The sequence below is a fragment of the Streptomyces sp. PT12 genome, assembly GCF_003311645.1.
Lineage (GTDB): Bacteria > Actinomycetota > Actinomycetes > Streptomycetales > Streptomycetaceae > Streptomyces.
Window position 1 is genome coordinate 1 of record NZ_QEST01000096.1, and the last position, 21734, is coordinate 21734.

Below are 21734 nucleotides of genomic sequence, written 5' to 3' on the forward strand. Positions count from 1 at the left end.
CAACCAACAGGACTCTCGACAAGCCCTATCGTTGCAGGTCAGGAGCACTTCTCGCATTTATGATCAAGCTTCGGACAACCCACCTCGTGAAAGCGCGAGGCTAAGAGGGCTCTGAGCATGCCCACGCCGTCGGGGTTCACTCGGCCTCCCCGGACAGGCAGCGGACCACATAGGTCATGTGCTGGATGTTCCCCATCGTGTTCCACGTCCCAGCGTTGCCCGTGCCCTTGGCGCCCGTGGTTCGGGCGCACTGCTCGTACCAGCGGTCGCCCGTGCTCGCACCCGAGCCACGGAAGTCGGGGAATCCGGTGATCCAGCGAGCCGCCTCGCGGGTGGCTCCTGTCTCGCCCCGCTTCTCGGCCCAGAACCTTGCGAGCAGGAAGGTGCGTTCCGCCGTGTACCGCAGCAGTCCGTAAGGCGACCGGTCGCCGTCGTCCACTGCCCTGCCGATGTTGCGGGCGGGGAGTATGCCGTAGTCGCCGTAGCGGACGAGCCGCGCGTACGACCGCTCGCTCGCGCGTATCTCGTGCCACGTGTCCCAGTCCGCGCGATCCGCGTCGCCCCGGTCTCGATCCAGGAGCCCCTCGACGTCGTCCGGGAAGCCGCCGGACAGAACGGCGATCACGCGCCATGAGGTGAGCTGGGTCAGTACGTCGAGCGCGCGGAGCGCTTCCTTGCCCGCGTCGGGTCGCCCGGGAAGCACCGTCTGAAGATCGAGGAGGAGATCCACCCGGAGCTCGGGATCCGCCCCGGCGAGCAGAGCGGCGGTGCGGTCGGCGAGCTCGTCCGTCCAGGTGCCGGGGAGCCGGACGCGTATGCCGAGGCTGCTACCAGCATTGAGGGCGCTGGCCACGGCCGCAGCCTGGTGTGCTGCTGGGAGATCAGGGCCCGTGACGGGGCGGAGCGCTGTGTGGGACCAGTACAGGTCAAGCAGGTCCGCGTAAGGGGCGGCGGTGAGGTCTGCGTACGGGGCGTCCAGCCATGCCGCGGTGTGTTTCTGCATTGTCGCGACGCGTCGGAGTTCCTTGTCCACTGCCGCTTTGAGTTGATCAGCGTCCTCGGCGGTCATGACCGGCAGCGTCCACAGAGGGGACGTCCGGTCGCGGACCCGCGGGGCGAGGTCCTTGACCGCGGCCACCGCGTGGGCGCGGATCGGTAAGACAGGAACGTACAGCGGTCCGGACATGGCGGCCCCCTCCACACTGCCCCGCGACGGTGTGGAACCAGCGTGAGCTGGGGCGATGCGCACCGAAAGGGCGCAATCCAGTCACCTGGTGTCCTGCGGGCCGGGTTCGGCCCCGTTGTCAGACCGGTTCGCTCTCCCAGCGCGTACGTTCGGACAGCACGGCGTCGGCCCCGTCCGTGTCAGCGAGGCGAGCGGCCAACACGCTGATGGCGAGGTCATCGGGGAGGGCGGCGGAAAACTTGAGTCCACGGACGGCAGCCGCGGAGACCTGTGGGAGCTCCTCCTTCCGTGGCTTGCTTCGCGCCTGGGCCCACTCCTCCTGGGTCAGGTCGTGGCGAAGCCGGACGTAGGAGTCCGCGGGCCGCTGCAGCGGGTCGACCGCGTCGGCCAGCCACGCCGTGAGGGTCGCGTTGGCGCGGAAGCCGGCCCAGGTCCACCACCGTACGTCGCCTCCGTTGCGGGTGATCAGAGTCGCCTCCGGGTGAGTGAACCGACCTTCCGTTTCCCGTAGTTCCACGAGACCGGCCTGTGCGCGTCGAGTGAGACCGACCGCGGGATCGGCACCGAGCAGCACCTCGCGCATCGCCTGGGCAAGCCGGTACGACAGGCCGCGGACGGTGCCGGTCTGCCACTTGGCGACCCCGCCCGACTCGGCGGCCTCGACGAAGACCCGATGCCGACGCCAGTCCACATACGTCACGTGCCAGCTGCGTCCGGCGAGCAGCAGGCGCAATGGCCCCTCGCGTTCCTCGACCAGCAGAGCCGGGTCCGTGTGCCCGATCTCTGTACGTCCGTGCAGGACTGTGAACTGGGGCGGTGCGGTGAACGACGCGGTGAGGTCCATGAAGTGCCGCCTGCCGAAACGCTTCTCGGCCTGTTCGCCAATGAAGTAGATGCCGCTGTCCTGTTCCAGGAAGCCTGCGGTGAGGAGGTACTCCAGGACGGGCCGGGCGGATGCGTCGAAGGGAGCGAGGCCGTTCCACTCCTCGTGCCAGTCCGCGGCGGGCAGTTTGTGGCGCTGGAGGGCGACGGCGAGCAACTGCTGGGCGACGAGGTGCTGCGGCCCCGGCGGTGCGGCGACCGGCTCCACCGGCGGGTCCGGCTGCGGCGGCGGGGGCCGCGGGCTCTGCAGGTTGCGCATGCCGGATGCCCACCGACTCCTCGGCGTCGGCGAGGAGTTCGAGGAACTCGTCGACGGAGGACATCCGCTGGTAGGGGTTGTAGGCCGTGGCCGCGTGCACCAGCAGGTCCACGTCGTCCGTCAGGCCGTCGACGACGGCCGACGGCGTCAGGCCGTCGCCGTCGCGCAGCATCGCCAGGACCTCGGCCTGGCTGGATGCCGGAGGGCGGCCGGTGACCAGCAGGTAGGCGAGCGTGCCCAGGCCGTACACGTCCAGCAGCACCGGGTCGGGCCGGGTGGCGGTCAGCTCCGGCGCCAGATACGGCCCGGCTCCCTCGGCCACGTGCGTAGCGGACAGCGCCGTCGGGGCGAGGGCCGCGGCAGCGCGCGCGCCGCTGCTCGAACCGAAGCTGCGGGCGCTGGCCACCTGCCAGTCGGCGATCTCCAGACGCGGACGGAGCCACGCCTCTTCTTTGCCGGGCTTGCGCGGGCCCGGAATCACGTCGATCGAACGGGCGGCGAGGGCCCGGTGATGGAGCAGGCCGGCGTGCGCCGAACGGATCGTCTCGGCGAGCTGCCGCACCAGTCCCAAACGGGCCTGGATCGTGAGCCCGTCCCCGTGGCGGCGGATGTACTCGTCCAGACGCATCGCCCGCATGTCGTGCTCGAAGAGCAGGGCGGGCCCGGCGGGGTGGCCCGCCGGTTCGAAGGTCTTGTACTTCGCAGCCCCCGGGTGCTTGAAGCGGCTGAGCACGGCCGCCTCGCGGCGCGCCGCCCGCTCCACGGACTCGCGCGCCTCGTCGGTCGAGCCCCGCTCGCGCAGGTAGACACGCACGCGGACGGTCTCGTACAGCTCCTTGTGGTGGCCGACGTAGTCCACCCAGGTCGGGCCGGAGGCGATCTCCTTGTCCAGGCGGTAGGCGCCGACCCATTTCCCGGCCTCGCTCGGACGGATACCGGCCTTCTTCAGCCACTTGGCGATGTGGCCCGAACGCCCCTCGTTGATCTTGAACCGTTCGTCGCGTGGCGGTCGGCCCAGCTCCCTGACCAGCTCGGCGACGGTGAACACGCTCTGACGCTCGTGCGGCGGCAGCTCCACGCGCAGCTTGGGATGGGTGAGGCAGACCGCCCCCCGGATCCACACCTTGGGGGCCTTGGGCCCGGCCGCCCGTTCCAGCAGCCCCGACAGCTGGGCGGCCTTCCTGTTCAGCAGATGCAGCGGATTGCCGTGGTCGACCTCTTCACCGTTGCCCTTCGTCTGCACCCAGGCGCCGTACGGGGCCGCGAGGCGTCCGGCCCAGTCCTTGAGCTCGACCAGCCATACACCACCGGGAGCGACCACGAGGAGGTCACATTCGCGAGGATGGCCCGAATGAGCGGTGAAGGTGAAGTTCGACCAGGCCCGCCACGGGTTGCCGTCGGGGAGCTGCTTGCGGATCGACTCCAAGCCCCGCTTCTCGTGTCCGTATTCAGACTCGGTGACAGTCGTCCACCGGTCCTTCTCCATCGCTCCTCGCTAACTCGCCACCCGTCAACGGTGCGATCACGCCGGTGACCGCGGGACATCGTATCCTCGTGCACTCACCGGCGAGATGCCCTTACGTGACGTAGCAGGCCGCGTACCGGACGAACGCGCGGACCACTCAGGGGTGGAGGCATCCCGGAAGGTCCGGCAGATCCTTGACGGCATGCAGTGAGCGGTACGCGTGGCAGCGTTCACCGCACGCACGACATCCACAGGGCACAGGCGCTCCTGGCCCCCGCCCCAGGTCTATGGCTGCTTTCGTGGCCACGTACGTCGCCACTGATCAAACCCTCTGCTCGGACACAAGGCCACCTGCCCAACACATTCCCTGGCCAGGGACCTGAGCGGCAGACGAGTCAGGCTGTACGCCGGATTCTGTCACCCAGTCGCCTCGCGGCAACCGGGGAGACGGCCATCCATCTAGGGCCGGCGTTGCCGCCGGTCTCATGCGGTCTACCCGCGGACTCGGGCGAGCAGCCCTCAGACGTGCGCGCAGAGCACTTTTTACGGCGCTCCTTTTGACCTTGCTCCGGGTGGGGTTTACCTAGCTGCCCAGGTCACCCTGGGCACTGGTGGTCTCTTACACCACCGTTTCACCCTTACCCGGCACCGAAGTGCTGGGCGGTTTGTTTTCTGTGGCACTGTCCCGCGGGTCACCCCGGGTGGCCGTTAGCCACCACCCTGCTCTGTGGAGTCCGGACGTTCCTCGGGGAGCCCCTCAGGGGGACTCCACGCGGCCGTCCGCCCGGCTCGTCTGCCGTATCGGCCATGGTAGCCGACCAGGCGCGGCCCCTTGTTCCTTCGATCAGCGACCAACCAGCCCGCGCATGTCAGTTGTGTCTGTGTCCGGATCTTGAGCGGAAGCACGAAAGCGCCTTCTGAGCTGGGATGATGAGGCTTATCGAGGGCTTCTGTCATCACGGTGGAAAGGCACTTTCTGCGTGCACACCACCGGATCGCGCCCCCAGCTCGTTGTCTCGGCTGACGGGCGTGGAGTGGTCAGCCACGTCGGGTCCCTCCTGCTGGACGGCGAACTCGCCGACGCCGACCCCAGGAAACTCCGCTACCGACTGCTCCACACTGCCGCCCGCATCACCAGAGCAGCCCGTCGCATCCACCTGCGGATTGCCGAAACCTGGCCCTGGTGTCAGAACCTGACCACGGCATCCGCCCGCCTCGACACCCTTCCCCGACCGGCCACCTGACCAGACAACCGGCCTCGTGCGGTCCACCCGCGGACTCGGGCGGGCAGCCCTCGATCATCCGCGCAGGAGCGCCGGGGCGCCGGGGCGCTCCCTCTTGACCTTGCTCCGGGTGGGGTTTACCGAGCCGCCCAGGTCACCCTGGGCGCTGGTGGTCTCTTACACCACCGTTTCCCCCTTACCGGCCGCGAGCGACCGGCGGTCTGCTTTCTGTGGCACTTTCCCGTGGGTCACCCCAGGTAGGCGTTACCTACCACCCTGCCCTGCGGAGCCCGGACGTTCCTCGGCGAGGTCCTTCGGACCCCGACGCGGCCGCCCGGCCGACTCGTCCGCCGTGCTGTCCATCGTACCCCTGACCCGCGGCGCGCCGTCCGGCCCCGCATCGGGGGAGCGGCCGGTGGCCAGGAAGCAGCCGCCCAGGATCAGGGTGAACGCGGCGATGATCGTCCCGGTCAACGGCTCATCGGAGAAGATCACTCCGGCGCCGACCGCGACCGCGGGGTTTACCCAGGTGATCACCATGGCGCGGGATGTGCCCACTTCGCGGATCAGCTCAAAGAAGACCAGGAACGCCAGCGCCGTGCACACCACCCCGAGGCCGGGCAACGCCGCGGGCACGCGCCCCGATGGCAGCTCGGCGGGCCATGTCGCCGCCGCGGGCAGGGCGTAGACGAGCGCGGCGAACGACAGGCACGCCGCGGTCGGCGGCAGCGTCGGCACATCCCGCAGGTGGCGCGCGGCTATGAGCGGGGCCGCGGCATAGCCGACGGCGGTGAGCAGCACCTCGGTGACCGACCACGCGTCGCCGCCGCGCAGCTCGGGCGCGGCCAGCACCGCGACGCCGCCGAGACCCACGCCCAGGCCCAACCACCGGTGCGCGCCCAGCCGTTCACGCCCTCCGGTGGCGCGGGCCAGCAGGACGGCGAAGACCGGGACGACCGCGGTGAGCAGCCCGGTCATCGAGCAGGTCGCGCGGCCGCCCCCGGGCGCGGGGGGCGGCTCCCCCGGGCGCGGGGGCGGTGATGAGGCCGTCGTCCATGCTCGCAGTGTGCACCCCGGCACTGACATAGGCTGCTGCCCGTGCTGGTACTGCTGCCGCCCTCCGAGGGGAAGGCCGAGAAGAGGTCGGGGGCCCCGCTCGACGCGTCGTCCCTGTCGCTGCCCGGGCTAAACGAGGCCCGTGAGCGGGTGCTCGACGAGCTGATCGCCCTCTGTTCCGGGGATCAGGACAAGGCGCGTGAGGTGCTGGGCCTGAGCGAGGGCCAGCGCGGCGAGGTGGCGCGCAACGCCGCGCTGCGGAACGCTCCCGCGCGCCCCGCGGGTGAGGTGTACACCGGCGTGCTCTACGACGCGCTGGCGCTCGGGACGTTGAGTGCGCCCGCGCGCAGGCGGGCGCGCGGCTCGTTGCTGATCTTCTCCGCGCTCTGGGGCGCCGTCAGGATCACCGATCGCGTCCCCGCCTACCGCTGCTCGGCGGGGGTGCGGCTGCCGGGCACGGGCCCGTTGGCGTCGTTCTGGCGCGCCCCGCTCGGCGAGGCGCTGGCCGACGAGGCGGCGGGGGGCCCGGTGCTCGACCTGCGCTCCACGCCGTATGCCGCGATGTGGCGCCCCGACGCGGCGACCGCGCGCCGCACGGTGACCGTGCGGGTGCTCCAGTCGCGGATCGTGGGCGGCGTCGAACGGCGTTCCGTGGTGAGCCACTTCAACAAGGCGACCAAGGGCCGCCTGCTCCGCGCCCTCCTGGAGGCGGGGCCGCTCCCCCGCACCCCGGCGAAGCTGAAGGCCGCGCTGCGCGACCTGGGCTGGACGGCCGAGGAGGACGCGGCGCACCCGGGCCGCCTCGACGTGGTGGTCAGCGAGGTCTGAACGGCTCGGGCGGCGCGACCCCGAGCGCGCCGCAGCCCATGGCGGGCGCCATCGCCGCGACATGGCCGGGGAGCGTCAGGGCGGCGAGGCCGGGGCCGATGCCGTAGGCGGTGTCGTGTTCCCCCAGGAACGTCACCCGGCCCTCCCAGTGGTCCCGTTGATCACACAGATCCCGGCTCGCCCTCAAGCGCCCCCGGCGTCTCGTCGACCTCCAGGCCCTCCTCGTCCGCCCCGGCGAGCCCCGCGGCCAGCACGCCGGGGTATCGGCGTAACGCCGCGCCGATCATGCGCCGACCGGCTTCCTTGCTACCAGGCCGTAGAGGTCCACCGGGTCGGGCAGGACCGCGTCGGGGCGCCAGTGGCTCACCGGCCCCACGCCGGGCGGCAGCACGTCGAGCCCGGCCGCGGTCGCGGCGATCTGCTCGGGGGTCCGCACGAGGTAGGGGTGGGCGCCCGAGCCGTTGTACGCCTGCTGCGCGGCCAGCGTCTCGGCCGAGGTCACGCCGTCGGCGGTGACCAGGTAACTCCCGGGCGCCAGCAGGGACATGTAGCCCTGGACGAGCGCGGCGGCCTCGTCGGGGTCCGGCACATGCCCGAGCGCGCAGACCAGCACCAACGCCACAGGCTCGCGCGGGTCGAGCGCGGCCGCGGCGTGCCCGAGGACGGTCTCGATGTCCCTGAAGTCGGCCTCCACGCACAGGGCCGTGCCCTCGGCGGCGTGCCGCGGCACGAGCGGGTCGTGGTCCGCCTGGACGACGCGGCAGCCGGGCGCGTGCCGCCGCGCCACCTCGTCCACGCCGCCCGGCGCGGGCAGCCCGGCGCCCAGGTCGATGAACTGCCGCATGCCCGCCTCCTTCACCAGGAACGAGACGGCGCGCCCAAGGAACGCCCGCCCCTCCCGCAGCGCGGTCACCACGCCGGGGAACTCGCGGATCACCTGGTCGCCCATGTGCGCCTCGGCGGGGCCCCAAACAGCGCCGCCGAGCAGGTAGTTGGCCAACCGCGCGGAGTGCGGTGGTGGTTGCTCCGTCATCGAGACCTCCCCCGCCCCCAGGCGCGTCAACGTCGCGGTGCGTGACCGAAGTTACTCGACTTCGCTGTGTGACGCCAGCGGCGGTCCCGACGGCTCAGGGCACCGCGGCGTGCCACCACTGCGGAACGGCCGGATCGTGTGCCCCCGCCTCGCGCCAGCCGACCACCCTGCCGCCCTCAAGACCGACGACATAGCGGCCACGCTCGCCGTCGTCGCCGCACTCCTCGCACGGCTCGGGGCTGCCCGGCACCTCGGCGTAACGGGCGGCGCCCCGGCCGCCGCGGCCGCCGCGGAACCGCAGGACCAGCGGGCTGACCTGCCCACAGCCGGGGCACGCCTCGGCCCGTTCGACTTCAAGACGGCGGTAGGGACCCATGCCAAGGCTTGTACGCGCGGGGGGCGTACGCCGGGTGGACCGGACGTTAAGGGAGGGCGTACAGCGGAACGCGTCCTCAGGGCGTCCCTTCGCCCAACGCCAGGGCGCGGTGGACTGGTTGCATGCCCCGGGGCAGGTCGTCGAGGGTGCACCAGCGGGCCTCCAGGATCTCGAACGGGTCGATCTCCAGCGTTCCGCCTGTCAGTTGGGCCTCGAAGGCGACCTCGACGCGCAGCCGGAACCCGCTCTCCAGCCTCACCAGGCGCCCCGGCCGCACGTCGAGCCCGGTCTCCTCGCGCACCTCGCGCACGACCGTCTGCCTGAAGTCCTCGCCCTTGACGGCGAATCCGGTCGGGAACCCCCACTGCCGCCCCTCGGGCCAGAGGCGGTGCCGCAGCAGCAGCATCCGCCCCTCCCCGTCCCGCACCACGCCGGTGACCCCAACCATGAACTTCGCGTTGGCCAGCCACAGCACCCGCCACTGGACCGGCCCCCTGAGCCCGCGCCACAGCCGCGCGACAAGTCCCTTCACCCGTACGGTCCTTCCCCTTCCATGTTCCGCGCTGGCTCGGCACGTGGCTCAGCGGGTGCGCCACCCCCCGTCCCATGGGAGCCCGGCCACGCGGCCAGCCCACAGAACGGTGGCCGGGGCCAGGCTCAATGAGTGGGCGCGGTCGAAGGGGAGGCGTTTCCCCCACCCGGGAGAGCAGCCGTGTCCCGCACGGTGAACGCCCGCCCGCCGACGACCAGTTGGTCTCCAAGACGCACGGTACTCGCGTTGACCTCGACCGACACGACGACCCCTGCCCGGGGCAACGACGGCCTCATCCGTCCCCCTTCAGAGTGAGAACCAGGCTCTTCCCTGTCGTGGTCCGCTCCGTGCGCCAGTGGGAGGCCAGCAGCCCCAGGAGTTCGAGGCCGCGCCCGTGCTCGGCCAACTCGTCGGCCATCAGCGCCACGGGCGCCCCCGACCCCTGGTCGTGCACCTCCACCTGCACACTCCCGTCCGCGAGCGACGGCGAGTGGCACAGCACGAAGAAGTCCGAACCCCCCGAGTGGACAACGGCGTTGGTCGCCAGCTCCGAGACCAGCAGCTCCACCGTGCCCGCGTTGATCCACGGGAAGGGCGCGTACGCCCGCACCGCAATCCGTCTGGCCTCGGCCACGGCCCGGGGCTCACACCGGTACCGTCCCAGGGCGAGAACATGCCCGCGCTCATGCATCACTGCTCCCTCCGATCGGGCACGATCAAGGACTACGCACTGCGTGCGAGCAGCGCCGCAGTGTGTGCAGACCGAGTCTGGTGCGTAGCCATGTGAGTACGCAACTCCGCCGCGCGGACTCCCCCCGATCGAGGCTGGGAAGGATCCACCGAGGCGCTACGCTGCTGATGTCAAGGCCCGCCCATCCGCCCGCCGGGAGGCAGTTGTGTCGGCGAGCGTCAACACCAACGCGCTCCAGATCCTGCGCGACCTCGGCGACGAACTGCGCAACGTCCGTCTCGCCGCTGGCTACGCCTCGCAGGTGGTGGCCGCGAAGAAGCTGAAGTGCTCGCAGAACAAGGTCAGTTACATCGAACGCGGCAAGCGCTGGCCGGATGACGACCTGCTCCGCAGGATGTTCGACCTGTATGGCGTCGACGAGGCGAAGCGAGCGGAGATCAAGGCACTGATCCGCGCGGGCAAGTCGATCCGCAAGCCCTGGTGGGAAGCGTCCGAATACCGCGAGGTCTTCTCGGGCGCCAGTCTCCAACCACTCCCGCTCGAGGACGCGGCGGAGCGCGCGTTCATCCACTCCGGCACCTACGTCCCCGGGCTACTTCAGACGAGGGCTTATGCGACGGCTCTTGTCGAGTTCGGCCAGAAGGACGAGAGCGCGAGACATCGCGAGGTCTTCATCGAGGCTCGGATGAGACGGCAGGCGGTCCTCACGCGCCAGCGTCCTCTGATCTTGCAAGCGACGTTTCTTGAAGCCGCCCTGCGAGCCGTTGTCGGCGGTCCCGACGTCATGCGGGCGCAACTTCGGCACCTGCGGTCCGCGACAAGCCGCCCCAACATCACTTTGCGCGCGATCCCGTTCACAGCGGGCGTTCCGGCGACCTGGGGCGCGCCCATCACGTTGCTCGATTTCCCCGGCCCGGCAGACAATCGAAGCGTCGTCATCCGCGAGACCTCGCACTCCGACGAGGTCACGGAAGAAACGGCCGTGGTTCAAGCGATGCGCCGCAGATTCGCAGACATCGCGGAGCACGCGCTCAGCCCAGAGGACACCGTCCGCCTCATCGAGGAGATCGAGAAGTCACTGTGAACACCGAGAAGAACAACCTCTACGCCGCGCCCCTCGACGGCGACTGGGTCACGTCCAGCTACAGCACCACCAACGGCGACGCGTGCGTTCGGCTGATGAAGATCGATGGCGGGGTCGCGCTGGACGACTCCAAGTCGCCCCACCGCGAACCGCTCCGCTACACCACCGCCGAACTCGACGCGTTCATCCGGGCCGCGAAGGCAGGCGAGTTCGACCACCTCGTCGAGGGCTGAGGCGCCCGCACCGGCTCGGGAGAGCGCGACCGAGTCACGTGGTCCGCGGGGGAGTTGGGGCCGGGGCGCAGCCGCGTCGGCAGATGGGCGACGCGCCAGAGGCGGAAGACCAGGCCCGGCTCCGCGCGGCCACTTCGTTCCCTTCCGCCCCAAGTCCCCCACCGGCTACCCTGCCGCATTCCATCGGCCGACGGGGGCCGTTGGAGGCCGACGGGGCACGTGGCGTCACGGGCGTCCCGCGAAATCGGGCACTTGGTCACGGATCAGGGCCAGCAGTGTCTCAGCCGCCCCGGGCCGCTCCCCCGGCTCCTACGCTGCTCGCGTCGTCGGTCCGCCACCATCGGCGGGCCCGCCTGAACGCAGCGGAGGGGCATTCCCATGAAGCGCAGCAGAAGCCACAGACTCTGGCCGACCATCGTGCTGGTCGGCGCCCTCACGTTCGCCACCGCCTGTGGTGGCGACGACAGTTCCTCCGACAACGGCTCCGACTCGGGCAACGGGTCCGGGGCCGGGTCCGACTCCGGGGAGAACGCTCTCTGCGACACCCTCACCGACGAGGAAATCACCGACGCGATCGGTGAACACGAGCCCGGCACCCACGACTACGTCTTCGGCGGCTGCGTGTGGACGGCATCGGCCGCCGACGCGGACGGGTTCACCGCGTCCATCCACGCCGCACAGCTCCCCGCCGACCAGTACGAGAGCGTGGCCGAGATCGGCGAGCCGATCGACGGCTTCGGCGAGGGCGCCACCTACGACGACATCCATGGCGAGCTGTGGTTCCCGTGCGGTGACGCGTTCTGCGGGATCAAGGCGGGCACCGCCGACAGCGGCCCACGCCAGGACATCGCCACCCGCCTCGCCCAGTCCCTCCGCGATCGCGTCTGATCGCCATCTCCCAGGCCCCGCCCGGCCGTTGGCGCCGCCGCGGCCGGGCGGGGCCGTCGGGCCCGGGTCTACTTGTCGCCCTCGCCGCCACCGCCGCCGTCGGGCTGGGGGTCGCGGGGTGCCTCGGGGGGCATGGGCCCGCCGTCGTGCTTTCCGCCGTCCGCCATCGCCCGGATGGGCAGCCGGAACGGAATTCCTCGCCAGCCGATCGCGTCGGGTACCCGTGTCTCGAACGTGTCAATGACCATTCGGAGCACCTCCTTTCCCCCACCACGCTAGGAATGCACGACCGTTCCACTCAACGCACTTGCGTATACTTGCGCTCCCTCACCCAAGCGCGTCCATCGCGGCAGTGATCCGCGCACGCGCCTGCGCGCCATAGACGGCCAACTGGGACAGTTCCGAGAATGCCTGTGCGTAGAGACCGATCTCGTGCGGTTGCGTGATGGTGAGGTACGCGGAGATCAGCTCGACGTTGACCTGCTTGTCGTCGAAGATCCAGAAGCTTTCCGTCGACCATTGAATCGAACGGTCCGCTTCCAGGGGGATCACGCCCAGGCTGACGTTCGGAAACGTGGCCAAGGACAGCAGGTGGCCCAGTTGTCCCGCCATGGTCTCCGCACCTCCGAGGCGCTGGCGGAGAACCCCCTCCTCCAAGAGGAAAGCGAAACGATAGTGGCCCTTGTGCACGATGTGCTGGCGTTTCAGGCGCACCTCAACGGCCGCTTCCACATCGTCAGGTAGGGCACGGCGGTTTCTGATCGCCGTCAGCACCCGTTGAATGTAAGCACGTGTCTGAAGGGGCCCGGGGATCAACCATGACGAGTAAGCCCGGAAGTTCCGCGTGCTCTCCCACAAGGGGATCACGGCTTCCTGAGCACGTCGAAGGCCCGAACGTTCCATGCGTCGCCACTCGACATACGCGCCGTTGATATTCCGCGCCGTGGCGATGAGATCCGCTGTCTGGTCCTGGGCCCCGCAGTGCAGCGCCCAGGACCGCAGATCATCGTCCGAGGGACCGGTGCGGCCGTTCTCGATGCGGCTGCACTTGCTCTCGTGCCAGCCTGCCCGAGAGGCGAGTTCACGCGCGGTGAGTCCGGAGTCCTTCCGGATCTCCCGCAGGCGCTTCCCCAGGGCCTCCCGGGCCTGCTGGACACTGGACGACGAGGCCACGGTCAGGAGACGCGGTAGTCCTCGTGCGGAATGGCCCGTTCCCAGACGGCCTCGAACGACGTGGCGCAGAGCTTGGCCGCCTCGGGGTCGGTGACCAGTTCCTTACCGGCTGAGTTGCCGTCGCCGTCGAAGTGGTTCCAGAGCACGGTGGTGCCGTCGAAGAGCCAAAAGTCATTGCCCGGCAGCGCCAACAGGGAGGCGTCGCGGCGCGGCAGCCAGCGAACGGCCTCGCCCGCGCGGATGTTGTTCTCCGGCGTCACGTCGTACTCGTATCGGATGTACGACGAGACCGGCTCGGACACGATGCGCGCTCGGCGAACGTCCACCCCGCGGGCCACGCCTTCGGCGATGAGGGCGATCCACGACGCCCAGCGCTCCGCCACGTCGAACCGTTCACCCGAGATCCATGCCTGGTAGTCCTCGTTCAGCGCGTACCCGTCCCGCATCTCCAGATGGAACGCGCTGTGCTTCGCCTCACGGAAGAGCTGCTCAAACGGCTCCTGAGCCATGGGCCTTCACCTCCGGGAAGAACTGCATCATGCGCCGGGGGAACTCGATCACCGTCTCATGCGCCGGGATGTCGAGCTGTGCCAAGCGGTCGGGGTCCATCACCCGCCATCCTTGCAGGATGTAGTGCCCGGTCTCGTCATCCAGGTAGACCGTGGGGGAGTTGTCGTTCGGGCTCTCGGGGTCCCTGCCCAGTCGGTGTAACGCCACGGGGTGCTCCCGTCTCTCTCGGTGTCCGTCGATCGGCATGAAGAATCCTGCGCCGTCACGCACCGTGCGGGCCAGCGACATGCGGGAACTTCTACGCGGCTTGTCGTAAGCGCCCCAAGCGGCCGGGGAACGCGGTAAGGCCGCCGCACACGCTCCGCATCGCGGCTCGGCCGGGTCCGCACTCTTGCCTCAAAGGCAAGAGACGTTCCCCAGAGGGAAGACCCTGGCTCCATCGGGGACATGGAGACCGCCGACGGGGCACAGCGTCCGCGCGGGGCCGGGGAGGTGCGAGCGTGGCGCCCCGGCTGCGCCAGCTGCGGCGCGACGCGGGGCTGTCCCTCGGGGAGGCGGAGCATGTGCTCGACCCGGGCGACAGCGCGCACTTCGACTCCCTCACCCCACACCGGCCCGCCCTCCGCCGCCGCGACCGCATCCCGCAGGGGCCGTGGATCCGCGTGCTGCTCTACGGGATCGCGGGGCACCTGGTGGCGGCGTTCCTGATCTTCCTGTTCTCGCTTGGCGCCAACAGCCCGTAGCGCAAGGGGGATCGGCGCGGCAACCTTCCGCGTTCACGCGGCAACTGACGGGTGACCACGCGTTGTTCCGTCCATCCCGCGAACGAAGGAGACGCCATGTCCCCCCACCCCCGCCGTCGCACCCTCCTGTCCGCAGCGTTCGGCGCGGCCGTGCTCACCGTGGCCGCCACCCCGCCCGCCGCCGCCGACCACCCCGAGGAGAGCTGGAACCCGCCCGCCCAGTACGCCCAGGGCCTCGACGAGGTCTGGCGCCACATGTCGGACACCTACCCCGACCTGCTCGGCTTCCGCAACTACGGCTGGGACCAGCTGATGGCCAACGACGGCTATCTCAACTACTGCGTGCGCTGGGAGTCGAGCGCCCCCGTGACGGCCCAACTCCGCGACGAGATCCACACGGTGCTGGCCGAGCAGGTCGACAAGTGGTTCGAGACGGTGCGCGGCTTCGACGGATTCCCTTACCAGGACGTCCAGGTGAACGTCGTCGGCTGGGCCGCCGCCGACCGTTCGACCCTCCAGTGGAACGACGACTCCGTCGACCTCTACATCGGCGACCTCGACGGCGGCGGCGCGCCGCGGTGCGCGCCGGAGTGCGACCGCTTCTTCCACCAGGACGGCGACTACTCGCAGTGCCCGGGCGGCGAGGAGGCGCACTTCGACCAATCCCTGTGGCTCACCGACGGGTTCGGCGGCGGCGCGGGCGGCGACTGGGGGCAGCGCATGGGCCGCGAGTACTTCGTGGGCGCCCTCGGCCAGGAGAACGTCCACATCCTGCTGCACGAGATCGGCCACACGCTGGGCCTCGACGACTTCTACGACTGGACCCCGACCGGCGTCGGCGGCTTCCTGATGAAGGCGGGCTCGGCGACGCGGATCACGGAGTTCGACGCCTGGATGGCGCGGGACTTCTGGCGCCACCTCAAGGACCGCTACGGCCTGTGAGCAGGGCCAGGGCCTCGGCGGCGCGGCCCCATGAGACGGCGCGGCCCCATGAGACGGTGACGCCGCAGCCGCCGTGGCCGTAACTGTGCACGCACATCGCGCCGTTGGGCAGCGTCTCGCGTTCGAGCCTGATGCGGGGGCGCCAGGGGCGCAGCCCGACGCGGTGGGTGAGGACGCGCGCGGTGGCGAGGGCGGGGTGGACCGCGGCGCAGCGCCGGACGATCCGTTCGGCGGCGCCGGGATCGGGTGTGGTGTCCCAGCGGTCGGGGTGCGCGGTGCCGCCCGAGACGTCGGCGAACCACCGTTCGATGCCGGGGTTCCCAGCTGTTCCCCGGGGCGCCGCGTCCCGACACGGCGCCCCGGGGAACGCCCGTCGACCCCTACCGCAGATGCCCCGTGTCGTTGAAGCGGCGGACGCTGGCGTTGCCGTCGGCGTAGTACGCGACCTCGGTCAGGGCGGCCGGGGACAGCTCCATGCGGAACATCGCGCGGGGCGGGGCGTCAAGTGCCAGGCGGAGCAGGGTTTTCACGGGGGTGACATGGGTGACCACTAGGACCGTCCTGCCGGGGAAGCGGGCGAGGGTCTTGTCGCGGGCCACCGCGACGCGGCGCGCCACCGCGGTGAAGCTCTCGCCGCCGCCCGGGGGTTGGGCGTCGGGAGAGGCGAGCCACGCCTCGAGCGCGTCGGGGTGGCGCTCCCTGGCCTCGGCGAACGTCAGGCCCTCGAACGCGCCGAAGTCCGTTTCGCGGAAGCCCTCTTCGTATCTGATGTCCAGGCCGAGGCGCGCGGCGACGGGCTCGGCGGTCTGGCGGCAGCGCGCCAGGGGCGAGCTGATCACGGCGTCCGCCTCGGGCAGCGCGGCCGCCGCCGCCTCCGCCTGCGCGCGGCCCACGTCGGACAGCTCGGGGTCGGTACCGCCGCTGCCCGAGAAGACCTTGCGCGGCGTCAGCTCGGTCTCTCCGTGCCGCAGCAGCAGAAGCGTGGTGGGCGTCCCCGCCGACGGGCCCCAGCCCACCGCGGGGGGCGTGGCCGGGGCGGGCTCGGCCGCGCGCTCGCGCGGGCGCCAGCGCTCGCCCCGACGGCCCGCGTCCATCGCCTCGTTGGCGAGCCGGTCGGCGTCCTTGTTCCGCTCGCGCGGGATCCACTCGTAGCGCACGGCGCCGGGTGGGAAGACGCCCTGCGCCTCCACCGCGAGCGGCCGCATGTCGGGGTGCTTGATCTTCCAGCGGCCCGACATCTGCTCGACGACCAGCTTGGAGTCCATCCGCACCTGGACCGTCGCCGAGGCGTCGAGCGCGAACGCCGCCCGCAGCCCGGCGATCAGGCCGCGGTACTCGGCGACGTTGTTGGTCGCGGTGCCGATGTACTCGGCGGTCTCGGAGAGCAGCTCGCCGGTGGTCGCGTCGCGGACCACGGCGCCGTATCCGGCGGGCCCTGGGTTTCCGCGGGAGCCGCCGTCGGCCTCGACGATGAAGCGGGTCACCACGGGGCCCTCACAGCCCGGACTTGGGGGTGCGGACGAGGATGCGGCGGCAGTTCTCGCAGCGGACCACCGCGTCGGGGGCGGCGGCACGCACCTCGTTGAGCTCGGTGATGTTCAGCTCGAGGCGGCAGCCCTCGCAACGGCGCTGGTAGAGGCGGGCGGCGCCGATGCCGCCCTGCTGCTCGCGCAGCTTCTCGTAGAGCTTCAGCAGGTCGGCGGGGACGGCGGCGGCGACCTCGGCGCGCTCGGCGCGGACCGCGCCCGACTCGGCCTCGATCTCGGCGAGCGCCGCGTCGCGCCGGGCCGTGGTCTCGGCCGCCTTGGCCTCCAACTCCTCGACCTTCACGGCCAGTTCCTTGGCGCGGGCGCCTGCGGTCTCCTGGCGTTCCATGATGTCGAGGACGATGGTCTCCAGGTCGTCCTGGCGCCTGGCGAGCGACGCGATCTCGCTCTGAAGGCTCTCCAGGTCCTTGGGGTTGGTCACCAGGCCCGAGTCGAGGCGCTGCTGGTCGCGCGCGGCGCGCTGGCGGACCTGGTCGACATCCCCTTCGGCCTTGGCCTGCTCGCGCGCGGTGTCGCTCTCCTCGGTGCGCGCCGCGACCAGCAGGTCGCGCTGCTGGGCGATCTCGCTCTCCAGCGCGCGCACCTCGGCGTGCTCGGGCAGGGTGTCGCGCCGGTGCGCGAGCTGGGTCAGCCTGACGTCCAGGGCCTGGACGTCGAGCAGACGGATCTGGTCGGCGGGAGCGGCGTTCAGTTGGGGGCTCCTTGACTGACTCTCGGGGAGGGGTGACTGACTCTCGGGGAGGGGGACGGCTGATGCAGGATCCATGGGTCGGTGACCCGGTGGGACACCAGGGTGCGCAGGCCCCAGCCCCGGCGTTCGGACACGGCGTCGAGCTGGGCGGCGGCCTGCTGGCACCAGGGCCACTCGGTGGCCCAGTGGGCGGCGTCGAGCAGGGCGACCGGCGCGTGCTCGCGCGCCTCGGACGCGGGGTGATGGCGCAGGTCGGCGGTGAGGTAGGCATCGGCGCCCGCCGCGCGCACCTCGGCGAACAGACTGTCGCCCGCGCCCCCGCTGACCGCGACGGTGCGCACCGTGCGGTCGGGGTCGCCCGAGGCGCGGACGCCCTGGGCGGTGGCGGGCAGGCGGGCGGCGGCGTGCTCGGCGAACGCGGCCAGCGTCATCGGCCGGTCGAGCGCGCACACCCGGCCGAGGCCCCTGCGGCCCTCGGGGTCCGCGGGGTCGGGGGCCAGGGGCCCGGTGACGCGCAGGCCGAGGGCGTCGGCGAGGGCGTCGGAGACGCCGGGGTCGGCGATGTCGGCGTTGGTGTGGGCGACATGGAGGGCGACGCCATGGGTGATCAGGCTGTGCACGACGCGGCCCTTGAACGTGTCGGCCGCGACGGTCGTGGTGCCGCGCAGGTAGAGGGGGTGATGGGTGACGAGGAGGTCGGCGCCGACGGCCACCGCCTCGTCGGCGATCTCCCGCACCGGGTCGACGGCGAACAGCACCGTGGAGACCTCGGCGCCGGGGTCTCCGCACACCGTGCCGACCGCGTCCCAGTCCTGGGCCCACGCGCGGGGCCATAGGGTGTCGAGCGCGGTGATCACGTCGGAGAGTACGGGCACGGGCCCAGGCTACCTGTCCCTCTCGCCCCGGGAAGCGCCCCGGCTGACTTGGCGCGAACGCCCAGGGAACGACCGGGGAGCGGGCGCGAGATGGCCGGGGAACGCCCCGGGCACGGAGCAGGGAACGCCCCGGGCACGGGCCTGGGGCGGCCAGGGGCGGCCGGGGGATGCACAGCCGACCCCGGTCGATCTTGTGATTCCGGCAACGGTCACCCTTATGCATGAAGCCGCGCAAGACGAGTTGTTCGGCTGGCAGTGCGAAACCTAGCGTCCTCCCCGGAGGTGAGCGACATGACGGCCCGACCGGCGTTACTGCCCACGCCCCTGACCATCGCGGCCGGAGGGGCCTACGCGGCCCGGCTGGTCGCCGGATACGGCGACGGCGGCTGGTGTCCCGAGCGCTGGACGCTCGACGGCCCCGAGCCGTACACCGTCCAGCTGCCGGGCGGCCAGCCCGAGGAGGCCGGGAGCAGACTCCAGCCGCTCGCGGACGGGCGGGTGCTGATCGCCCGCCGCGCGGACGGGCGTTACCACTTCTCGCTGCTCTACCCCTCGGGTCCCGACACGGGCGAGCTGCCGCTCGGCGCGGTGGAGTCCGACGGGCTCACGCTGCTGCCGCCGGCGCCCGACGGGGCGCGCGTGTACGCGCTCGCGCCGCAGGCGGAGGACGCCGCGGCGGGGCGGCCCGCGGGGACGGCGCTGTGGATGGTGTGCGGGGGGACGTTCGGCCCCGAGCTGGTGACCGTGCTGGCCGGGGAGTGCTCGGGCGGCGCGTGGCTCGACGCGGAGGGGCGGCTGCTCGCGCTCGACCGCACGGACGCGACGGGCCAGACGCGCGCCGTGACGGTGGACGTGGAGCACGGCGGCGAGCCGACCGAGCTGCTGCGGATCTCCGAGGACAGCAACGACAGGCTGCTGCTGGCCGACCCCGACAGCGGTCTGCTGCTGGTGAGTTCGGACGCGCCAGGGCAGGAGCGGATCGGCTGGGGCGTGCTCGGCAGCCACCGGCCCGTGCGCTTCCCCGAGGCGCTGCACCCCGAGGGCGGGGTGCGGGTGACGCCGTTCGCCGCGCAGCCAGGGCAGATGCTGCTGCCGGAGCGGTGCGCGGTGGCGCTGCGGATGACGACGCCGGAGGCGGAGTGGGTGGCGGTGTGGCGGCCGCAGCAGCGGGAGCTCGTCCATCTGCCGGTGCCCGAGGGGTGGTTGGCGGGCGCGGGGCGGTGGACCGCGGACGGGCAGCTGCTGTTGCCCTATGTGTCGGCGTCGACGCCGTGCGGGCTGGCCCGGCTGAACGTGCCGGATCCGCCTGAGGCGCCGGTCGAGGCGGCGGGCACCGCGGGCGCCACGGGGTCCTCGGCCCCCGAGCCGTCCGAAACGCCGGAAGCGCCCGAAGTGCCGGAAGCCCAAAAAGCGCCCCCGGTGCCGGAGGCGGGCGAACGGCCCGAGGGAGCGGGAACGGAGGCCGCCGCGCCGGCGCGCACCCCCGCGCCCGGTCCCGAGGCGCACCCCAGGCCGCACCCCGAGCCCGAGGATCTGCCGCCCGCCGTGGCCAAGCCCGTTCCGCTCCAGCAGGCGCCGCTGGCCCGGATCGGCTGAGCGCGAACGACGACACCCGAAAGCGAACGAAAGCGACAGGAAGCGGCACGGAGCGACGGGGCGACCGAGAGCGAAGCGACAGGGGCGACCGAGAGCGAAGCGACGGCGGCCGACACCCCCGGCGCACACCCGTTCGTCCGCATGGTGCAGCATGGGAGAGAGCCGGAGACGGGCCGGGGACCAGGCCCGAAGGGCCCGAGGGGGATGTGTGGCGAAGGACGTCTTCGCGGCGTTTCTGGCCGCGAAGGGCTTCATGCCGCCCGACGAGGGGCGCGCGCTCCACGCGGCGGCGGTCGAGGCCGCCGCCTCCCTCGGCCTGCCGCTGCTCGAGATCGGCAGCTACTGCGGCCGTTCGACGCTGCTGCTCGCCGACGCCGCCCGCGCCGCGGGCACCGTCGCGGTCACCGTGGACCACCACAGGGGCAGCGAGGAGCAGCAGCCGGGGCAGGAGTTCCACGACCGCGACCTCGCCGACCCCGCGGCGCCGGGGCGGATGGACACCCTGCCGTTCTTCCGGCGCACGCTGGCCGACGCCGGTCTTGAGGAGCATGTGATCGCGGTGGTCGGCCGTTCCGCGCGGGCCGCCGCCGCGCTCGGCGGGGGCGGCGGGGGGCGGTTCGGGCTCGTCTTCATCGACGGCGGCCACACCGACGCCCACGCCACCGCCGACTTCGAGAGCTGGGCCCCCCAACTCGCCGATGGCGGGCTGCTGGTGATCCACGACGTCTTCCCCGACCCCGCCGACGGCGGGCAGGCGCCCTACCGGGTGTGGCGGAGGGCGCTCGACGAGGGCGCGTTCGCCGAGGTGTCGGCGCATGGCTCGTTGCGCGTGCTCAGGCGCGTGAACGGGTGCCCGGCGCAAGGCGGCAGAGCCGAGACCCAAGGTCACAGCAGGATCACAAGCGTGTCGCTCGGGGAACAGTAAGCCCCATCCCCCGGCCCGGGTCTCGACTTCATCCGTACGATGGGCCCGCCGGTATCTGACCAGACCATGACGACGAGAACGACGAAGGATCTGAAGTGAACAACCGCTCGCTCTCCCGAGGCGACGGAGTAGTGATCGTCGCCGCGGTCCTGCTCCTGATCGCCTCCTTCCTGGACGCCCGCTCGGCCGACGCGTACGGAGGCGGTGAGCAGAGCTGGAGCGGCTGGTCGGCCGACTGGTTCCCGATCCTGCCCTCCGTGTTCCTCGCGGGGATCCTGGGGGCCGCGGCGATCGTCGGCGCCCGCTTCCTGCCGCAGCCCCAGCGCGAGTTCCTCGGCCTGCGCGTCGACCAGTGGGGCATCGCCCTCTCGGTCACGTCCGCGTGGGCCGGTTTCTGGACCCTGGTCGGCGGCCCCGACGGGGTCGACGTGGGCGCGGGGATCATCCTCGGCTTCATCGCCAGCCTGGCCCTGGCCGGTGCCGCGGCGGCGACGCCCGTGGTGCCCGCCCTCCGGGCCCCGCTCACCGGCGCGCCCAAGCCCGCCGGTTACGGTCAGCAGCCGCCCTTCGGCGGTCAGCCGGGTTACGGGTACCCGGGTGCCGGCACGCCGCAGTACGGCCAGCCGGGGCAGCCTGGCGTTCCCGGTCAGCCGCAGCCGGGCCAGGGCGCGGCCGCGGGCGTCGCGCACCAGCCGACGCAGGCCGTTCCCTCGGTGGGCGGCGGCGCCGACCCCAACTTCCAGCCGTTCTGGTTCGCGGTCCCCGCGGCCCGGCCGCTGTACGGGGAGGACGGCTCGCCGACCCCCGTGGCCGAACTGGCGCCCGGCACCTGGTACCTGGCCGTCGAGCAGCGGGGGCAGTCCCTCGTCGCGCAGACGCAGGACGGCCGCCGTGGCGTCCTCCAGGACACCTCGGGGATCCAGCGCGGCTGACCCCCACTCCCCTCAGCACGGCGGTGGCCCCGCCCGGTTCCGCGAAGACCGGGCGGGGCCACCG

The 21734-nt window shown here is 71.8% G+C and carries 24 protein-coding genes, 2 other RNA genes and 5 pseudogenes; 11 read left to right on the forward strand and 20 right to left on the reverse strand.

Annotated elements, in window-relative coordinates; all coding sequences use genetic code 11:
- Positions 1-136: 136 nt before the first annotated feature.
- The 4 genes and pseudogenes from DEH69_RS10950 to rnpB (DEH69_RS10965) all read right to left on the reverse strand — a co-directional run bounded on the left by DEH69_RS10950 (position 137) and on the right by rnpB (DEH69_RS10965) (position 4584).
- Positions 137-1186: a beta family protein gene (locus tag DEH69_RS10950; RefSeq protein ID WP_113686752.1), complete on the reverse strand. Its 1050-nt coding sequence runs from the start codon at positions 1184-1186 to the stop codon at positions 137-139.
- 118 nt (positions 1187-1304) lie between these two features.
- Complete coding sequence (locus tag DEH69_RS31430) at positions 1305-2276, reverse strand: hypothetical protein (RefSeq protein WP_181727395.1); 972 nt, start codon at positions 2274-2276, stop codon at positions 1305-1307.
- 1156 nt (positions 2277-3432) lie between these two features.
- Positions 3433-3813, reverse strand: a pseudogene (locus DEH69_RS32555) (NERD domain-containing protein); the annotation flags it as partial.
- Positions 3814-4179: 366 nt separating this feature from the next.
- Positions 4180-4584: RNase P RNA component class A (gene rnpB, locus DEH69_RS10965), an RNA gene on the reverse strand.
- Between the two features lie 263 nt (positions 4585-4847).
- Here rnpB (DEH69_RS10965) and DEH69_RS10970 point away from each other — a divergent pair.
- Positions 4848-5036 (forward strand): annotated as a pseudogene (locus tag DEH69_RS10970) (transposase); the annotation flags it as partial.
- On the opposite strand, the gene rnpB (DEH69_RS10975) reads toward DEH69_RS10970, so the two are convergent.
- Positions 5026-5348, reverse strand: an RNA gene (gene rnpB / locus DEH69_RS10975) — RNase P RNA component class A. The pseudogene DEH69_RS10970 and the gene rnpB (DEH69_RS10975) overlap by 11 nt on opposite strands.
- 81 nt (positions 5349-5429) lie before the next feature.
- Positions 5430-5987, reverse strand: a pseudogene (locus tag DEH69_RS10980) (DMT family transporter); the annotation flags it as partial.
- Positions 5988-6113: 126 nt separating this feature from the next.
- On the opposite strand from DEH69_RS10980, the gene yaaA reads away from it, so the two are divergent.
- On the forward strand, positions 6114-6899 hold the full coding sequence (gene yaaA, locus DEH69_RS10985; RefSeq protein WP_113686754.1) for a peroxide stress protein YaaA: 786 nt from the start codon (positions 6114-6116) through the stop codon (positions 6897-6899).
- On the opposite strand, the gene DEH69_RS31435 is transcribed toward yaaA, so the two are convergent.
- The 6 genes from DEH69_RS31435 to DEH69_RS11005 form a co-directional block, all read right to left on the reverse strand.
- Positions 6886-7035, reverse strand: a complete 150-nt coding sequence (locus tag DEH69_RS31435) for a hypothetical protein (RefSeq protein WP_181727372.1) — start codon at positions 7033-7035, stop codon at positions 6886-6888. The genes yaaA and DEH69_RS31435 overlap by 14 nt on opposite strands.
- A gap of 25 nt (positions 7036-7060) precedes the next feature.
- Positions 7061-7186: a hypothetical protein gene (locus tag DEH69_RS32560; RefSeq protein ID WP_258534587.1), complete on the reverse strand. Its 126-nt coding sequence runs from the start codon at positions 7184-7186 to the stop codon at positions 7061-7063.
- Complete coding sequence (locus DEH69_RS10990) at positions 7183-7932, reverse strand: SAM-dependent methyltransferase (RefSeq protein WP_113686755.1); 750 nt, start codon at positions 7930-7932, stop codon at positions 7183-7185. The genes DEH69_RS32560 and DEH69_RS10990 overlap by 4 nt, the downstream gene beginning before the upstream one ends.
- A 94-nt stretch (positions 7933-8026) precedes the next feature.
- Positions 8027-8308 (reverse strand): hypothetical protein, encoded by a 282-nt coding sequence (locus tag DEH69_RS10995; protein WP_113686756.1) that lies wholly within the window; start codon positions 8306-8308, stop codon positions 8027-8029.
- A 76-nt stretch (positions 8309-8384) separates the two neighbouring features.
- Positions 8385-8840, reverse strand: a complete 456-nt coding sequence (locus DEH69_RS11000; RefSeq protein WP_113686757.1) for an NUDIX hydrolase — start codon at positions 8838-8840, stop codon at positions 8385-8387.
- A 292-nt stretch (positions 8841-9132) separates the two neighbouring features.
- On the reverse strand, positions 9133-9474 hold the full coding sequence (locus tag DEH69_RS11005; protein ID WP_258534588.1) for an ATP-binding protein: 342 nt from the start codon (positions 9472-9474) through the stop codon (positions 9133-9135).
- 262 nt (positions 9475-9736) lie between these two features.
- On the opposite strand from DEH69_RS11005, the gene DEH69_RS11010 reads away from it, so the two are divergent.
- From DEH69_RS11010 to DEH69_RS11020, 3 genes are all read left to right on the forward strand, one after another.
- The gene (locus DEH69_RS11010) at positions 9737-10615 is read left to right on the forward strand and encodes a helix-turn-helix transcriptional regulator (protein WP_113686759.1); all 879 of its coding nucleotides are present in this window, start codon (positions 9737-9739) and stop codon (positions 10613-10615) included.
- Positions 10612-10848, forward strand: coding sequence for a DUF397 domain-containing protein (locus DEH69_RS11015; RefSeq protein ID WP_113686760.1), 237 nt, complete (start codon positions 10612-10614; stop codon positions 10846-10848). Before DEH69_RS11010 ends, DEH69_RS11015 begins: the two co-directional genes overlap by 4 nt.
- Positions 10849-11226: 378 nt before the next feature.
- Positions 11227-11736 (forward strand): hypothetical protein, encoded by a 510-nt coding sequence (locus DEH69_RS11020; RefSeq protein ID WP_113686761.1) that lies wholly within the window; start codon positions 11227-11229, stop codon positions 11734-11736.
- A 68-nt stretch (positions 11737-11804) separates the two neighbouring features.
- On the opposite strand, the gene DEH69_RS11025 is transcribed toward DEH69_RS11020, so the two are convergent.
- From DEH69_RS11025 to DEH69_RS11040, 4 genes are all read right to left on the reverse strand, one after another.
- Entirely contained in the window at positions 11805-11984 is a 180-nt protein-coding gene (locus tag DEH69_RS11025) for a hypothetical protein (RefSeq protein WP_113686762.1), read from the reverse strand.
- A 79-nt stretch (positions 11985-12063) separates the two neighbouring features.
- Positions 12064-12909 carry a helix-turn-helix transcriptional regulator gene (locus tag DEH69_RS11030; protein ID WP_113686763.1) on the reverse strand — a complete coding sequence of 282 codons (846 nt, stop codon included), beginning with the start codon at positions 12907-12909 and terminating at the stop codon, positions 12064-12066.
- A 2-nt stretch (positions 12910-12911) separates the two neighbouring features.
- A complete protein-coding gene (locus DEH69_RS11035) occupies positions 12912-13418 on the reverse strand; it encodes a DUF6879 family protein (protein ID WP_113686764.1) in 507 nt (168 codons plus the stop codon).
- Positions 13399-13626 carry a hypothetical protein gene (locus DEH69_RS11040; protein ID WP_113686905.1) on the reverse strand — a complete coding sequence of 76 codons (228 nt, stop codon included), beginning with the start codon at positions 13624-13626 and terminating at the stop codon, positions 13399-13401. Before DEH69_RS11040 ends, DEH69_RS11035 begins: the two co-directional genes overlap by 20 nt.
- Positions 13627-13958: 332 nt before the next feature.
- Between DEH69_RS11040 and DEH69_RS32565 the strand changes: the two are divergent.
- The 3 genes and pseudogenes from DEH69_RS32565 to DEH69_RS11055 form a co-directional block, all read left to right on the forward strand.
- A pseudogene (locus DEH69_RS32565) lies at positions 13959-14033 on the forward strand (XRE family transcriptional regulator); the annotation flags it as partial.
- A gap of 24 nt (positions 14034-14057) precedes the next feature.
- Positions 14058-14162 (forward strand): DUF6126 family protein, encoded by a 105-nt coding sequence (locus DEH69_RS32570; protein WP_113686906.1) that lies wholly within the window; start codon positions 14058-14060, stop codon positions 14160-14162.
- Between the two features lie 96 nt (positions 14163-14258).
- On the forward strand, positions 14259-15104 hold the full coding sequence (locus DEH69_RS11055; RefSeq protein WP_113686765.1) for a hypothetical protein: 846 nt from the start codon (positions 14259-14261) through the stop codon (positions 15102-15104).
- Here DEH69_RS11055 and DEH69_RS32575 read toward each other — a convergent pair.
- The 4 genes and pseudogenes from DEH69_RS32575 to DEH69_RS11075 form a co-directional block, all read right to left on the reverse strand.
- Positions 15082-15387 (reverse strand): annotated as a pseudogene (locus DEH69_RS32575) (FAD-dependent oxidoreductase); the annotation flags it as partial. The gene DEH69_RS11055 and the pseudogene DEH69_RS32575 sit on opposite strands and share 23 nt — an antisense overlap.
- A 97-nt stretch (positions 15388-15484) precedes the next feature.
- Entirely contained in the window at positions 15485-16588 is a 1104-nt protein-coding gene (locus DEH69_RS11065; protein ID WP_113686907.1) for a bifunctional RNase H/acid phosphatase, read from the reverse strand.
- Positions 16589-16598: 10 nt separating this feature from the next.
- On the reverse strand, positions 16599-17342 hold the full coding sequence (locus DEH69_RS11070) for a zinc ribbon domain-containing protein (protein ID WP_113686908.1): 744 nt from the start codon (positions 17340-17342) through the stop codon (positions 16599-16601).
- Positions 17339-18217: a Nif3-like dinuclear metal center hexameric protein gene (locus DEH69_RS11075; protein ID WP_113686767.1), complete on the reverse strand. Its 879-nt coding sequence runs from the start codon at positions 18215-18217 to the stop codon at positions 17339-17341. The genes DEH69_RS11070 and DEH69_RS11075 overlap by 4 nt, the downstream gene beginning before the upstream one ends.
- 291 nt (positions 18218-18508) lie before the next feature.
- Between DEH69_RS11075 and DEH69_RS11080 the strand changes: the two genes are divergently transcribed.
- The 3 genes from DEH69_RS11080 to DEH69_RS11090 all read left to right on the forward strand — a co-directional run bounded on the left by DEH69_RS11080 (position 18509) and on the right by DEH69_RS11090 (position 21670).
- Positions 18509-19813, forward strand: coding sequence for a hypothetical protein (locus DEH69_RS11080; protein WP_113686768.1), 1305 nt, complete (start codon positions 18509-18511; stop codon positions 19811-19813).
- Between the two features lie 253 nt (positions 19814-20066).
- Positions 20067-20738, forward strand: a complete 672-nt coding sequence (locus DEH69_RS11085; protein WP_258534612.1) for a class I SAM-dependent methyltransferase — start codon at positions 20067-20069, stop codon at positions 20736-20738.
- Positions 20739-20833: 95 nt separating this feature from the next.
- A complete protein-coding gene (locus tag DEH69_RS11090; protein ID WP_113686770.1) occupies positions 20834-21670 on the forward strand; it encodes a DUF5336 domain-containing protein in 837 nt (278 codons plus the stop codon).
- Positions 21671-21734: the final 64 nt, after the last annotated feature.

Bases quoted from the DNA above. Each gene is read 5' to 3' on its own strand.
- DEH69_RS10950 (WP_113686752.1), bottom strand. From the start codon at position 1,186: ATGTCCGGACCGCTGTACGTTCCTGTCTTACCGATCCGCGCCCACGCG.
- DEH69_RS32560 (WP_258534587.1), bottom strand. From the start codon at position 7,186: ATGATCGGCGCGGCGTTACGCCGATACCCCGGCGTGCTGGCCGCGGGG.
- DEH69_RS10990 (WP_113686755.1), bottom strand. From the start codon at position 7,932: ATGACGGAGCAACCACCACCGCACTCCGCGCGGTTGGCCAACTACCTG.
- DEH69_RS10995 (WP_113686756.1), bottom strand. From the start codon at position 8,308: ATGGGTCCCTACCGCCGTCTTGAAGTCGAACGGGCCGAGGCGTGCCCC.
- DEH69_RS11020 (WP_113686761.1), top strand. From the start codon at position 11,227: ATGAAGCGCAGCAGAAGCCACAGACTCTGGCCGACCATCGTGCTGGTC.
- DEH69_RS11025 (WP_113686762.1), bottom strand. From the start codon at position 11,984: ATGGTCATTGACACGTTCGAGACACGGGTACCCGACGCGATCGGCTGG.
- DEH69_RS11035 (WP_113686764.1), bottom strand. From the start codon at position 13,418: ATGGCTCAGGAGCCGTTTGAGCAGCTCTTCCGTGAGGCGAAGCACAGC.
- DEH69_RS11055 (WP_113686765.1), top strand. From the start codon at position 14,259: ATGTCCCCCCACCCCCGCCGTCGCACCCTCCTGTCCGCAGCGTTCGGC.
- DEH69_RS11080 (WP_113686768.1), top strand. From the start codon at position 18,509: ATGACGGCCCGACCGGCGTTACTGCCCACGCCCCTGACCATCGCGGCC.
- DEH69_RS11085 (WP_258534612.1), top strand. From the start codon at position 20,067: ATGCCGCCCGACGAGGGGCGCGCGCTCCACGCGGCGGCGGTCGAGGCC.